Origin of the sequence: Micromonospora sp. MW-13 (genome assembly GCF_003434305.1) — a bacterium.
Taxonomy (GTDB): Bacteria; Actinomycetota; Actinomycetes; order Mycobacteriales; family Micromonosporaceae; genus Micromonospora.
The window spans coordinates 54,178-67,599 of record NZ_QKKX01000026.1 but is presented as its reverse complement, the minus strand read 5'-3'; the positions used below and the strand labels follow the sequence as shown (position 1 = coordinate 67,599).

At 74.0% G+C, this 13,422-nt stretch carries 14 protein-coding genes and 1 pseudogene; 6 read left to right on the top strand and 9 right to left on the bottom strand.

The annotated features are described in order from the left end of the window. Nucleotides 1-23 precede the first annotated feature (23 nt). Entirely contained in the window at nt 24-707 is a 684-nt protein-coding gene (locus C5N14_RS14290; protein WP_117668607.1) for a futalosine hydrolase, read from the top strand. Nucleotides 708-763: 56 nt separating this feature from the next. Here the strand turns inward: C5N14_RS14290 and C5N14_RS14285 are convergent, their stop codons facing one another. Next, a complete protein-coding gene (locus C5N14_RS14285; RefSeq protein WP_243639585.1) occupies nt 764-1,609 on the bottom strand; it encodes a helix-turn-helix transcriptional regulator in 846 nt (281 codons plus the stop codon). Between the two features lie 861 nt (nt 1,610-2,470). Here C5N14_RS14285 and C5N14_RS14275 point away from each other — a divergent pair. Then, nucleotides 2,471-3,346, top strand: coding sequence for a 1,4-dihydroxy-6-naphthoate synthase (locus tag C5N14_RS14275; protein ID WP_117668568.1), 876 nt, complete (start codon nt 2,471-2,473; stop codon nt 3,344-3,346). On the opposite strand, the gene C5N14_RS14270 is transcribed toward C5N14_RS14275, so the two are convergent. Both C5N14_RS14270 and C5N14_RS14265 read right to left on the bottom strand, forming a co-directional pair. Next, nucleotides 3,307-3,693: a cold-shock protein gene (locus tag C5N14_RS14270; protein ID WP_091244711.1), complete on the bottom strand. Its 387-nt coding sequence runs from the start codon at nt 3,691-3,693 to the stop codon at nt 3,307-3,309. The two genes, C5N14_RS14275 and C5N14_RS14270, sit on opposite strands and share 40 nt — an antisense overlap. Nucleotides 3,694-3,721: 28 nt before the next feature. Continuing rightward, nucleotides 3,722-4,345: an HAD family hydrolase gene (locus tag C5N14_RS14265; RefSeq protein WP_117668606.1), complete on the bottom strand. Its 624-nt coding sequence runs from the start codon at nt 4,343-4,345 to the stop codon at nt 3,722-3,724. Between the two features lie 84 nt (nt 4,346-4,429). Here C5N14_RS14265 and C5N14_RS14260 point away from each other — a divergent pair, with 84 nt between their 5' ends. Beyond that, on the top strand, nt 4,430-6,889 hold the full coding sequence (locus tag C5N14_RS14260; RefSeq protein ID WP_117668567.1) for a helicase-associated domain-containing protein: 2,460 nt from the start codon (nt 4,430-4,432) through the stop codon (nt 6,887-6,889). Nucleotides 6,890-6,924: 35 nt separating this feature from the next. Here the strand turns inward: C5N14_RS14260 and C5N14_RS14255 are convergent, their stop codons facing one another. Both C5N14_RS14255 and C5N14_RS14250 read right to left on the bottom strand, forming a co-directional pair. Beyond that, nucleotides 6,925-7,161 (bottom strand): hypothetical protein, encoded by a 237-nt coding sequence (locus tag C5N14_RS14255; protein ID WP_117668566.1) that lies wholly within the window; start codon nt 7,159-7,161, stop codon nt 6,925-6,927. Nucleotides 7,162-7,254: 93 nt separating this feature from the next. After that, nucleotides 7,255-8,133: a L,D-transpeptidase family protein gene (locus tag C5N14_RS14250; protein WP_117668565.1), complete on the bottom strand. Its 879-nt coding sequence runs from the start codon at nt 8,131-8,133 to the stop codon at nt 7,255-7,257. Between the two features lie 173 nt (nt 8,134-8,306). Between C5N14_RS14250 and C5N14_RS14245 the strand changes: the two genes are divergently transcribed. Further along, entirely contained in the window at nt 8,307-9,986 is a 1,680-nt protein-coding gene (locus tag C5N14_RS14245; RefSeq protein ID WP_117668564.1) for a DNA repair helicase XPB, read from the top strand. A 91-nt stretch (nt 9,987-10,077) separates the two neighbouring features. Here the strand turns inward: C5N14_RS14245 and C5N14_RS14240 are convergent, their stop codons facing one another. The 3 genes from C5N14_RS14240 to C5N14_RS14235 form a co-directional block, all read right to left on the bottom strand. Then, a complete protein-coding gene (locus C5N14_RS14240) occupies nt 10,078-10,959 on the bottom strand; it encodes an N-acetyltransferase (protein WP_243639583.1) in 882 nt (293 codons plus the stop codon). Between the two features lie 90 nt (nt 10,960-11,049). Then, nucleotides 11,050-11,205, bottom strand: a complete 156-nt coding sequence (locus C5N14_RS32160) for a hypothetical protein (protein WP_165878109.1) — start codon at nt 11,203-11,205, stop codon at nt 11,050-11,052. Between the two features lie 18 nt (nt 11,206-11,223). Continuing rightward, the gene (locus C5N14_RS14235) at nt 11,224-11,433 is read right to left on the bottom strand and encodes a winged helix-turn-helix domain-containing protein (RefSeq protein ID WP_117668563.1); all 210 of its coding nucleotides are present in this window, start codon (nt 11,431-11,433) and stop codon (nt 11,224-11,226) included. 244 nt (nt 11,434-11,677) lie between these two features. Between C5N14_RS14235 and C5N14_RS14230 the strand changes: the two genes are divergently transcribed. Together C5N14_RS14230 and C5N14_RS14225 are read left to right on the top strand one after the other, a co-directional pair. Beyond that, on the top strand, nt 11,678-11,941 hold the full coding sequence (locus C5N14_RS14230; protein WP_117668562.1) for a DivIVA domain-containing protein: 264 nt from the start codon (nt 11,678-11,680) through the stop codon (nt 11,939-11,941). Beyond that, nucleotides 11,938-12,199: pseudogene (locus C5N14_RS14225) on the top strand (hypothetical protein). Before C5N14_RS14230 ends, C5N14_RS14225 begins: the two are co-directional and overlap by 4 nt. Nucleotides 12,200-12,303: 104 nt before the next feature. Here C5N14_RS14225 and C5N14_RS14220 read toward each other — a convergent pair. Next, complete coding sequence (locus C5N14_RS14220) at nt 12,304-13,266, bottom strand: zinc metalloprotease (RefSeq protein WP_117668561.1); 963 nt, start codon at nt 13,264-13,266, stop codon at nt 12,304-12,306. Nucleotides 13,267-13,422 lie beyond the last annotated feature (156 nt).

The following is a 13,422-nucleotide window of genomic DNA, read 5'->3' as shown; positions in this document are numbered from 1 at the left end:
CCGCGCGGACCACCCCCGGGGCACTGCTCGTGGTGACCGCGGTGCCGGCCGAGGCCGAGGCAGTCCGCGCCGGCCTCCCGGCCCCCGCGCCGAGCCGTGCCGGATCGCCGGCGACGCCGCCGGGTCCGGAGGTCACCGTCGTGCCGGTCGGGGTGGGACCGGCCGTCGCCGGGGCGGCCACCGCCCGGCTGCTCGCGCTCGCCGAGGCCGCCGGCCGCCCGTACCGGGCGGTGGTCAGCGCGGGGATCGCCGGCGGCTTCGTCGGGCGGGTGCCGGTCGGCGGAACGGTGCTCGCCACCCGCAGCGTCGCCGCGGACCTCGGCGCCGAGTCACCCGAGGGCTTCATCCCAGTGGACGAGTTGGGCATGCCGCCCGAGTTGCTCGGCGGCGGCAGCACCGTGCCCGCCGACCCGGGGCTACTCGCCGCGCTACGCGCCGCCCTGCCCGGGGCGACCGTGGGCGCGGTGCTCACCGTCAGCACGGTGACCGGCACCGCAGCCGGCACCGAAGCCCTGGCCAACCGGCATCCGGACGCGGTGGCCGAGGCCATGGAGGGGTACGGGGTGGCGGTCGCCGCCGCCCAGGCCGGCCTGCCGTTCGCCGAGCTGCGCACCGTCTCCAACCCGATCGGCCCCCGCGACCGCGCCTCCTGGCGGCTTCGTGAGGCGTTCGCCGCCCTCACGGCGGCCACCGCCGCGCTGCGCTGAATCAGGGGACCGCGCTGGGCTGGATCAGGGGACCACGCTGGGCTGGGTCAGGGCCCTCAGCACGCCCACCGGGGCGGCGAGCGGTCGAGGCGAAGCGCATAGGGCCGGCTCGGCTCCAACTGGTACCCGCAGGCCAGCAACAGATCGACGCCCCCGAAGTCGGCGACGGCGTGCGCCACGCGAAGCCCCGTTCGGTCCATCTCCGCGGTGAGCGCCTCCACCAGCCGCCGCCCGATGCCGAGCCGGCGACACGCCCCGGTCACCAGGACCCCGTCCAGCACGATCTCCCGTTCCCCGGCATCGATCAGGTCGCCGTACAGCAGGCGAGGGCTGCGTTCGTGCGCCCGCAGCTCGCCGAGCACCCGGCCGTCGGGCAGCTCCGCCACGAACCGCCAGCACGTCGAGGGCAGGCCCTCGTCGGTGACCTGGCGCACCGCCACCTCGCGGCGGATCCGGTCGGCCCACCGGCGCTGGTCCCGGTAGCGGCGGCTCAGCTCGTACGTCGCAGCCGGCACCGGTCGCGGGAACCGCTCCGGTGGCAGCTTGTACCACTCCGCCCACCAGGCGCCCGGCCAGTCCCTGGGGTCGTGCACCTCCCAGACGTCCAGGTGCGCCGGGTACCGCCGCCCCGCCTCGTCCCGCATCCCGTCGTGCGGCACCCCCGGCACCGCCACCACCTCGTCGGGCGGCCCGTCGGGACCGTGGACGTCCGGCGCCCCGATCGCCAGCCGGCCACCGGCCGCCCGCACGAGCCGCTCCACCGTACGGAACCGCGGGTCAGCCGCCCGCCCAGCCTCGATACGCGCCAGCGTCGCCTGAGGCACCCCGGACCTCTCGGCCAGCCCGCGTTGGCTCAGGTCCGCCCGCCGACGCAATGCGCGGAGCAGGCCACCCAGGTCCACCGGCTCCTCTTCCCCAGGCTCCCCCAGTCTCTCAGGCTCCCCCGGCCCCTCAGGCTCTCTCGGCCCCTCAGGCTCTCTCGGCCTCTCAGGCTCCCTGGGCTCCCCTGGTTCCCCTCGCTTCTTTGGCTCCCCTGGCTTCGTTGGATCCTTCAGGTTCATCGGGTCCCTCAGGTCGCCCACGTTCTTCCTCCAGCCGCCCACATCCCGATGCTGCCGTCGTCCCGCCCGCCCCTCAACAGACCCCGCCCAACTGTGGACAACCTGTGGATAACCTCGTCCGCCTGGGGAAAGGACCTCTGCCGAGGACGCTTTGGAGCTGAGTCATTGACGACATCACCGCCCCGGGCAGGGCGCTGGTCGCCCACCCGGCTGAGTCGTTGACGACATCAGCTCCATAGGCAGCAGGAGTGCGCTTCCGCTGCGGGAGCCACGTCGCGCCGCGCCTGGCCGGGCCGCGCCGGGCCCCGGACCACGCCGGGCCGCACCGCACCGCACCGCGCCGGACCACGCCGCACCGCGCCGGACTACGCCGGACCACAACGGACCACGCCGCGCCGGACCGGGCCGCGCCGGACCACGCCGCGCCCGCGCCGCGCCGGAACACGCTGGGCCGCACCGCACCGCACCGCACCGCGCCGTACCGCGCCTGGCCAGGCCGCACCGGGCCGGCAGCGGACCGACAGGACGGGGTCCGGAGGGGCAACTCCGAGGCCGGAAGCTCGGAGGCGCAAACCTGAAGGCGGGACCCTAGGGCCGGAGCCCTCTGAGGCCGCAGTTGCTGGGCCGTTCGCCAGGGCGGGGCGGGTCACAGCGGTGGGGCGGGCCGGGGCGCGGCGGTGGGGGCGGGGATACGGTGGGGACGTGGCGCTCTCCCTGGCGATCTCGCCTTGCCCCAACGACACGTTCGTCTTCGACGCCCTGGTGCACGGCCGGGTGCCCGGCGCCCCGCCGGTCGAGGTGACGTACGCCGACGTGGACGTGACCAACACCGCCGCCGAACGGGGGGCGTTCGACCTGGTGAAGGTGAGCTACGCGGCGCTGCCCTGGCTGCTGGACGACTACCACCTGCTGCCCTGTGGTGGCGCGCTCGGCCGAGGCTGCGGGCCGCTGGTGCTGACCCGCAGCGACCGGGCCGACCAGGCCGAACGGGCCGACCAGGCCGAACGGTCGGGCCGTACCGACCTGGCCGGTGCGACGGTCGCGGTGCCCGGGGACCGGACCACGGCGTACCTGCTGTTCCGGCTCTGGTCGGCCGACCGGCCGCCCGCACGCATCGAGGTGGTCCCGTTCCACGAGATCATGCCCGGGGTGGCGGCCGGGCGGTACGACGCCGGCTTGGTGATCCACGAGGCGCGGTTCACGTACCCCCGGCACGGACTGACCGCTCTGGTCGACCTCGGCGAGTGGTGGGAGGGCGAGACGGGGCTGCCGATCCCCCTCGGCGCGATCCTGGCCCGCAAGGGGGTGGTCGACCCGGTCGAGGCGGCCGGGTGGATCCGCGAGTCGGTCCGTCAGGCGTGGGCCGACCCGGATGCCAGCCGGGAGTACGTGCTCGCGCACGCCCAGGAGATGGAGCCCGGCGTGGTGGACCGGCACATCGCCCTCTACGTCAACGAGTTCACCGCGGACCTGGGGGACGCGGGGTTCGCCGCCGTGGAGGCGCTGCTGGGCCGGGCTGCCGACGCCGGGCTCGTACCTCAGACCTCCAGCTCGCTCGCCACCGCGTGGACGAGCTGAGCGACCTTCTGCGCGGTCTTCCTGTCCGGGAAGCGGCCCCGCCGCAGGTCCGGCTGCACCTTCGCCTCCAGCACCTTGATCATGTCCTCGACGAGGCCGTGTAGCTCCTCCGCCGGCCGGCGGCGCAGCTCCGCCATGGAGGGCGGAGCGTCCAACAGCTTGACCCCCATCGCCTGGGCGCCCCGGCGGCTGTCCACCACGCTGAAGTCGACCCGTTGGCCACCCTTGAGGTCGGTGACGCCCGCCGGTAGCGCGCCCTTGGGCAGGAACACGTCGCCACCCTCGTCACTGGTGACGAACCCGTATCCCTTGGCCGCGTCATACCACTTCACTCGACCCGTCGGCACCTGAGAACCCCTGCTTCACTTGAGACGTCTACTGCTGCAAGGCTAGCCGGATCATGCGGTCGAGCGCCGCCGGGAATCCGGTGAGGTCTTCCAGCACGAGGTGAGCCCCGGCGGAGCGCAGTTCCTCGGCCGGGCAGGGGCCGGTGGCCACGGCCACGCCCGGGATGTCGGCCGCCCCGGCGGCGACCATGTCGGCCACGTGGTCACCGACGTACAGGGTCGCACCGTGCTCGCGCAACGCCGTCGCCTTCTCCTCGGCGAACAGGTCGCCGGCCAGCTCGTCCACGGCCAGCCCGAGGTGGTCCAGGTGCAGCCGGGCAAGCCGGCCGATCTTGGAGGTGACCACCAGGACCCGGCCACCGTGGGCGTGCACGGCCGCGATCGCCGCGACCGCGCCGGGCATCGGCAGGGTCGGGGTGATCGCGTACGCCGGATACAGCTCCCGGTACGCCTCGACGGCCGACTCGACCCGCTCGGGCGGGAACCAGCGGGCGATCTCCACCCGCAGCGGCGGGCCGAGCCGGGACACCGCCGCGTCGGCGTCCACGGGCATGCCGGTGAGCGCGGTGAGCGCCCGGTAGGTCGCGGCGATGCCGGGGCGCGAGTCGACCAGGGTCATGTCGAGGTCGAAACCGACCGTCAGAGGGGGCATCCCGAGAACGTACCCGCCCATCACCGGCCGAGCCGGACGTCCGAGGGGCGCGCGGGCCCCGAAGCGGGCTAGCGTGGAACGACGATGACCATCTCACTCGCCGACCACCTGCGGACGCTGCCCGACGAGTCCCTGGCCGCCCTGCTCCAGCTACGGCCGGACCTCGTCGTGCCCGTGCCGGCCGACGTGTCCGCGCTCGCGATCCGGGCCCAGTCCCGGGTCTCGGTGGCCCGGGCCCTGGACGGGCTGGACCAGTTCACCCTCCAGGTCCTCGACGCGGCCCGGCTGACCCGGGACCCGCTCGACGGCGCCACCGCCACGGAGGCGGTGCTCGCCATGGCCACCGCCGGCCCCCGCCCGCCGGCCCCGGCCACCATCCGGGGCGCGGTCAACAAGCTGCGCGCACTGTTCCTGTTGTACGGGCCGGAGCACGCGCTCCGCGTGGTGGGCGGCGTGGACGAGGTCTCGCCGTACCCGGCGGGGCTGGGCCGGCCGGCGGCGGAGCTGGACCCGCGCACGGCCGCCCTCTGCGCGGACCCGGCGAAGCTGCGCCGCGCGCTGCTGGCCGCGCCGCCGTCGGCCCGGGCGATCCTCGACAGGCTGGCCGCCGGGCCGCCGGTGGGCAGCGTGCCCCCGGGCGCGCTCCAGGCTCCGCCGCTGGGCGCCGAGGACAGCGTCCCGCCCGATCCGACGAACGGCGGCGCGCCGACCGGCTCGCCGGTGCGCTGGCTGGTGGACAACCGGCTGCTGGTGCTGGTCTCCGCCGGCACCGTGGAGCTGCCCCGCGAGGTGGGCCTGTTGCTGCGCCGGGACACCGGCCCACTCGGTCCGGTGCGCACCAGCCCCCCGCCGGTGTCCGCCACGCCACGCGAGGCGAAGGCCGTCGACTCGGCCGGGGCCGGGCAGACCATGGAGGTGGTCCGGCACACCGAGGCGCTGCTGGAGCTGCTGTCCGCCGAGCCGCCGCCGGTGCTGCGCTCGGGCGGGGTCGGGGTGCGTGACCTGCGCCGGCTGGCCAAGTCCCTCGGCGTGGACGACCCGACCGCCGCCCTGCTGCTGGAGGTGGCGTACGCGGCCGGGCTGGCCGGCGAGCTGGAGCTGACCGGGGCCGCGACCACCCGGTACGGCGCGGACCAACAGATCCTGCCCACCGGCGGGTACGAGGTGTGGCGGGCCATGTCGCTGGCCCAGCGCTGGGCCCAACTGGCCCGGGCGTGGCTGGTGATGACCCGGCAGGCCGGCCTGGTCGGGCAGCGGGACGACCGGGACCGGCCGATCTCCGTGCTCTCGGCCGAGGCGGAACGGGCCGGTGCACCCGCCGCCCGCCGGGCCGTGCTGTCGGTGCTGACCGACCTGGAGCCGGCCACCGCCCCGACCCCGGAGGAGGTGCTGGGGCTGCTCGACTGGCGGGCACCCCGGCGCAGCCGGGGCCGGGAGGCCGCGCACCGGGAGGTGCTGGCGGAGGCCGCCCGGCTCGGGGTGACCGGGCTGGGGGCGCTCACCTCGTACGGGCGGCTGCTGCTGGCCGACATGACCGACGCCGACGAGCGGGGGTCGGACGACCCGCTCGGGCTGCACGCGGACGCGGAGGACGGCGCCGCGTCCACCGCGGTGCGGGCGCTGGACGCCCTGCTGCCCGCCCCCGTCGACCACTTCCTGGTGCAGGCGGACCTGACCGTGGTGGTGCCCGGCCCGCCCGACCCGGCGCTGGCCGGCGAGCTGGAGGTGGTGGCCGAGCACGAGTCGGCGGGCGGGGCGAGCGTGCACCGGGTCAGCACGGCGAGCGTGCGCCGGGCCCTGGACGCCGGGTACTCGGCCGACGACCTGCACGCCCTGTTCCGTCGCCGTTCCCGCACCCCGGTCCCGCAGGGGCTGACGTACCTGGTGGACGACGTGGCCCGCAAGCACGGCGGGCTGCGGGTCGGCTCCGCCGGCGGGTACGTGCGCAGCGACGACGAGGCGCTGCTCGCCGAGGTGCTGGCCGACCGGCGGCTGGAGTCGCTGGCGTTCCGCCGGCTGGCCCCGACGGTGCTGGCCACCCCGTACCAGGTGAACCGGATGCTGATGGCGCTGCGCGACGCCGGGTACGCCCCGGTGCCGGAGGATGCCTCGGGCGCGGCGGTGCTGGCCCGGCCGAAGACCCGGCGGGCCCCGGGACGGGCGCCGGTCGCCCGGACGGTCGACCCACTGGCGTCCCCGAAGCTGGCCGGGCCGCGGCTGCTGGGCGTCGTGGAGCAGATCCGCCGGGGCGAGGCGGCGGCGCGGGCGGCCCGGCGGGCCCCGGCGGTGGTGCGCGGCGGGGCGGCCCGCTCCGGTCCGACGCCGGCGCACGGCCACAGCGACGCGCTCGCCGTGCTCCAGCAGGCGGTCCGGGACAAGGCGCTGGTCTGGGTGGGGTACGTCGACGCGCATGGGGCGACCGCGTCGCGGCTGCTCCGTCCGGTGTCGATCGGTGCGGGCTACCTGCGGGCCGAGGACGAGCGGACGGAGATGCTGCACACCTTCGCGCTGCACCGGATCACCGCGGCGGTCCTGGACGGCTGACCGCACACCGTCCCCGGTCGAGGCACCGTGCCCGGTCAGCGGCGGCTGCGCCGCACGGTGCCCACCACGGAGACGGCCAGCAGCAGGGCGAACCCCGCCCCGGCGGACTCGCCGACCGAGGCGACGAAGCCCTGCCGCTGGACCAGCCAGCCGTACAGGAACCAGGCGACGAGGACGACGGCGGCGAGCCCGTAGCCGACCACGATGACCGCGGTGACCGCGATGCCGGGCACGGGATCGTCCTCGGCGGCCATCTCGTGGTCGACGCTCATCGCCGCCTCCTCGGAGCCGGGCTGGTCGGGTTCCGGACGGATCGGGTGCCGGGGCGGATCTCGGGCCGGACGGATCTCGGGCGGGCCGGGCGGTCAGGTGCCGGGGCGGCGGCCGAAGAGGACCACCCGGCTGCCGACCTTGCCCAGCTCCCACGCCCGGCGGGCGTCGGCGGGGAGCAGGTTCACGCAGCCGTGCGAGCCGATCGACTTGTCGTGCAGGTAGGTGGTGGTCTGGTGGTAGCCCATCCCCTGGGTGAAGTGCTGCCAGTACGGCAGCCACACCTCGTACGGGTCGGACCACTCCTTCAGGTTCCGGTAATTGATCTTGTAGGTGCCGGCGGGGGTGGCGTACCCCGGCATGCCGGTCCGGGTCACCGTCGGGCCCCAGACGACCTTCCCGCCGCGCACCGCCCAGGTGGTCTGCCGGGTGAGGTCGATGCAGAAGGTGGTGCCGGAGGACCCGGCCTTGCACCGGCGGGTGTCGGTGGTGGCCAACCGCTTCGACACGTCGTACGTGGTGGGGCCGGCGCGGCCGGCGGCCGGGCGGATGTCGTACCGCTGCTGGAACTTCTTGATCGCGGCGCAGTCGGCGGCGGACTGGCGGCCGTCCACGGTCACCCGCCCGAACCCGCCCAGCCGGGCGAGATACGTCTCCACCTCGCGCTGGTGCTCGCCCTGCGGGCAGCCGGCGGCCCGCGTCGGCGCGGTCCGCTCGGGGGCCGCCGTGCGGGCCGGCTTCGGCGTCGGCCGGGGTTTCGGCTTCGCCTTCGTCGGGGTGGGCTTCGGCCGGGTCCGCTGGTCGGGGCCGGACGAACCGCCCGCCCCCGTTCCCTGTTCGACCGAGCCGACCTGGGCGAGCCCTCCTCCACGGCCACCCGGGTCGGCCTGCCGATCGGGCGTGCACGCACCGACGCCGACCAGCGTGACCACGGCCAGGGCGACAACCCGGGCAGCGAACGGAACCTGTCTCATGAGGCCTCCCGGGGTGGTCGTCCCTCTGCTAGACGCCGGACGTACCGGAATGGGTTGCACCAGGTGTCCGATTTTCTGCCCTCATCCGCTTCCGTGCAAGACTGGATGGTCGGCCCGGGGGTGACCAAGACGCCCGCGAGGCGGCCGGCGACCGGGCGAGGAGAGGCGCTGGCGTGAGCGGTGGACCACTGATCGTGCAGTCGGACAAGACCCTGCTGCTGGAGATCGATCACCCCGACGCCCAGGCCTGCCGGATGGCGATCGCCCCGTTCGCCGAGCTGGAGCGCTCCCCCGAGCACGTGCACACGTACCGGTTGACGCCGCTGGGGCTGTGGAACGCGCGGGCCGCCGGCCACGACGCCGAGGGCGTGGTGGACTCGCTGCTCAAGTACTCCCGCTACCCGGTGCCGCACGCGCTGCTGGTCGACGTGGCCGAGACGATGGACCGGTACGGCCGGCTGCAACTCGCCAACGACCCGGCGCACGGCCTGGTGCTGCGCGCGCTGGACCGGATGGTGCTGATCGAGGTCGCCAAGAGCAAGAAGCTCGCCGGGATGCTCGGCGCGAAGCTGGACGACGACACGATCGCGGTGCACCCGTCCGAGCGGGGCCGGCTCAAGCAGGCGCTGCTGAAGCTCGGCTGGCCGGCGGAGGACCTGGCCGGGTACGTCGACGGGGAGGCCCACCCGATCGAGCTGGCCGAGGCCGGCAAGGACGGCGGGAAGCCGTGGACGCTGCGGTCGTACCAGTGGGAGGCGGTCGAGGCGTTCTGGGCCGGCGGGTCGGGCGTGGTGGTGCTCCCCTGCGGCGCGGGCAAGACGCTGGTCGGGGCGGCGGCGATGGCCGAGGCGAAGGCGACCACGCTGATCCTGGTCACCAACACCGTGGCCGGCCGGCAGTGGAAGCGGGAGCTGATCGCCCGCACCTCGCTGACCGAGGACGAGATCGGCGAGTACTCGGGCGAGCGCAAGGAGATCCGCCCGGTCACCATCGCCACGTACCAGGTGCTCACCGCGCGGCGCGGCGGCGCGTTCACCCACCTGGACCTGTTCTCCGCCCGCGACTGGGGCCTGGTCGTCTACGACGAGGTGCACCTGCTGCCCGCGCCGATCTTCCGGTTCACGGCCGACCTCCAGGCCCGCCGCCGGCTCGGCCTCACGGCGACATTGGTACGCGAGGACGGCCGGGAGGGCGACGTGTTCAGCCTGATCGGCCCGAAGCGGTACGACGCGCCGTGGAAGGACATCGAGTCGCAGGGCTGGATCGCCCCGGCCGAGTGCACCGAGGTGCGGGTGACCCTCACCGACACGGAGCGGATGGCGTACGCGACGGCGGAGCCCGAGGAGCGCTACCGGATGGCGGCGACCGCCCGCACCAAGCTGCCGGTGGTGAAGGCGCTGGTCGACCGGCACCCGGACGACCAGGTGCTGGTGATCGGCGGGTACATCGAGCAGCTCCACCAGCTCGGCGAGTACCTGGACGCCCCGATCGTGCAGGGCTCGACGACCAACAAGGAGCGGGAGCGGCTGTTCGACGCGTTCCGCTCCGGCGAGGTCCGCACCCTGGTCATCTCGAAGGTCGGCAACTTCTCCATCGACCTGCCCGAGGCGGCGGTGGCGATCCAGGTGTCCGGCACGTTCGGCTCCCGGCAGGAGGAGGCGCAGCGGCTCGGCCGGGTGCTGCGGCCGAAGTCCGACGGCCGGCAGGCGCACTTCTACACGGTCGTCTCCCGGGACACCATCGACACCGAGTACGCGGCCCACCGGCAACGCTTCCTCGCCGAGCAGGGGTACGCGTACACGATCGTCGACGCCGACGACATCCTCGGTCCGTCGCTGCCCTCGGTCGACTGACCACGCCGGCCGGGCCGTCCGTCGACTCGCGAGCCGGGCCGTCACCGCTCGTCGCCGGCCGTCGCCGGCCGCGACCGCCCGGCCGACCGCGTCAGGGGCTGCGGCGCAGGTAGCGGGCGCGGCGGCCTGCGTCGCGGAACCCGAGCCCCCGATACAGCACGGCGGCCGGGTTGTCGTCGTTGACGCAGAGCCACGCCTCCCCGGCGCCGTCAGCGGCCAGCGACCGCAGCGCGACGGCCACCAGGTGCGCCCCGACCCGCCGCTGCCGCCAGCCGGGGACCACGCCCACCTGGTCGACCCAGTTGTCGATGACGTTGAGGAAGCCGACGGCGGCGCCGTCGGGACCGCGGGCGATCAGCGACAGGTCCGGCCGGTACCCGTCGTCGTCCCGCAGCTCGCCCAGCCACTCCTCGGCCTCGGGCGCCCGGAATCCGGGCCGGTCGGCGAAGGACGCCCGGTACGTCTCGAACAGCTCGGGGCCGGCCTCCCGGACCACCGGCCCGGTGCGCACCCCGGCGGGCGACGGCACGTCCGGCAGGGCGGCGAGGTCGTGCCGCAGCACCCACTCGACAAAGGTCCGCTCAAAGCCGCGCGCCACGAGCAGGGCGTCCGCGCCAGGGCTCCAGGACTCGGTGGTCAGCAGCAGCTCGGCGCCCCCGGCCTGCTCGCCTGCCCAGTCCAGCAGCCGACCGCCGAGACCCCGCCCGCGCCAGCCCGGATGCACCAGGCCGGTGCTGGTGGCCGGCTCCCGGCCGGTGCCCACGCCGACGGCCGCGACCAGGCGGCCATCGTGCCAGGCACCGAGGGTACGAGTCTGCAACAGCCGGGCCCGCAGCAACGGGGGACGGGCGAACAGCGGCAGCCCTCCGTCGGCGACCAGGCATCCCTCGGCCAGCTCCGTGAGCGCCGGGAGGTGCTGCTCGCCGACATCCCCCCAGGTGAGGGCGTCCACGCCCATGTCCGTCCGGTCCACCGGGATCCCTTCCTCGTCCTGTTCGCCGAGAGAAAGTAGGCGTCGCGGAGCCCGGTGGAGTCAAAGGGTTTCCGGCCGGCCCAACGGCACTCAGAGCGCCCGGGTGATCCCCTCGGCGGCGGTCAGGTCGACGCGCTCACCGGTGGCGTCGTCACGGAAGGTGAACAGTGGATGGTCGACGTCACCGACCGTCGCGGCCGGGGACGGAACGGTCGCCGTGACCGCCGGGACAGTGGTCCGCTCCACGTGGCACTTCTTCGTTGATCAGGGCCGGGAGGACTCCGCGACGAAGACACCGCGACCCGGACGGCCGACCAGCACACCCTGCTCCCGCAGTGTCGCCACCGCCCTGCTGATCGTGGACTGCGATACGTCATACACGTCCGCCAGATCCCGCCCGGACGGGAGCTGAGATCCAGGCGGATAGGTTCCGTTCTTGATCTTCTTCAGGAGATCCTCGAGCAGCTCGTCCATCGTGGGCGGAATAGGCACATCGGGCCCCTTGCAGTCGGTTGGCCCGCCCAGTATCGATCAACAATCACGACACAGGCAACACACGTAGCGCCAATGACATAGGTGGGTAGATAACTCAGAGACATGCTTGACATAGGTGAATCAGTGGCGATAGCGTCGCTGTCGGTGATGCGGTGCTGCTGCGGTCGGTTGGCACGGGGGCCGCCCCTCCACTTCGACGTGAACCCGACGAAGGGCGGTCCCCGTGCGCCACCTGATCCGTTGGCTGACCGGCCGACAGGAGAGAACGAGGCAACCGCTGCGCCCCGCGCAGATCCGCGACCGGCGGTTCACCGTCCGCCGGCACGGGCTCGACCCGTTCGAGATCCGCGCGTTCCTGCACGAGGTCGCCGACGAGTTGGCCGTCGCACAGGCCGTCGTGGTCGCGGTGCGGGAGGAGAACGTACGCATCCGGCGGGCGCTGCACACGTGGCAGAGCAGCCAGTCCGGAAAGCACCGGTACCGATGACGGACCGCTGGGTGATCCACCTGCCGATCACCGCGCCCGACCTGCTCCGGGCGCGGATCTTCGCCCGTACGGCCGCCCGGGTGCTGGCCCGACTCAGCGCCCGCGTCGAGCCGGGCGGGGTGACGGTCTCGGCCGAGGACGAGCAGCGTACGCCACTGGGTCTTCTGCGACCGGCTACTACCCGGCGGCGCGCGGTGTGCGCTGCCGGTCGACCACACCGCCCCCTGCTCGCGGCGGGTGCCCTGGCTCCGGCGGTGAGGCCGGCCGGGGTTCAGATGGTCGTGCCAGGCACGCCCGGCCTCGAAAGGGAAAGGGGTTGGCGGGCCGCCGCCTGCGGTCCGCCAACCCTCAGCAAGGCTCGGTTACCCGGCGCCGCCGGCCCGGAACGCCACCCAGGCGTCGCTCATCCGGTCCGCCTGGCCCGGCGTGAACATGTTCATGCAGGAATCCTGCGTGTAGTCCATGAAGTTGTGGATCGGGTCCAGCCCGGGTGCGGTGCAGGTGTCCGCGCCCACCGGGCAGTTGAACTGCGGCGCAGCCTCCCGCGGGGTGTCCGCGACGAAGTCGCCGGAAGCGGAGCACCCGTGCGCGAAGGTGTGCTCCAGCATCAGCCAGTGCCCGACCTCGTGCGTCAGCGTGTCACCGAGGGCGTACTTGCCGGCCGTCCCGCCCGGCATCGACTCGTCGAGCATCACCACGCCGTCGATGTAGTCCCGGCCGTTGTTGTAGCCCTTCGGGAAGTACGCCCAGCCGAGGAGCCCGTCGCCGATGTTCGCCGCGTACACGTTGAGGGTCTCGGAGTCGCCGGTGTACAGCGCCTTCTTCATGTCCCGCTCGTTCTTGCCCGGCACGACCGTGTACCAGTCCCTGTTCACCGTCCACGTCGTGTCGACGAGCGAGAACCGGAACGGCGTGTCGGAGGCGTCCGCCGCGGTACGGCCGGCGTACGAGTCGTTGAGCACCGTCATCTGCGCCGCGATCAGGGTGTTCCACCGGTTGGTCTCGGCCGCGCTGAGGGGGTGGTCGGAAATCATGTGGAAGACCGTCGGCACGGTGACGCTGCCGTTGGGCAGGCGCGGGGCATCCTTGATCACGCCGTAGGCTTTCGCCTCGTTCTTGGAGTACAGCTCCGGCTCCTGTGCGGTGGCGCCCTCGCTGACCCGGGCCGCGCTGGACCCCTCGGCACCCGGCTCACACACCGCGACGCCCGGGGAGACGGTCGCGGGCGCCGCCACGCCCACCGCGCCGTAGGCGCCACCGGACGTCAGGAACGTCGCAGCGGTGGCGGTGAGGACTGCCAGTCGGAAGGTCGATCTCCTGTGCATCGGTGCACCTTTCAGAGGGGATGGAAGCGGTGCTGATCGACGCGGGGTTGCCATGACCAGGTCGATGGCGTCGTCGTTCCGGTATGAGACCACGTCGGTGGCGCCGACGACAGACCTGGGGAACAGGCTTGGCGTCATGTAACGGCAGGCGTCCGA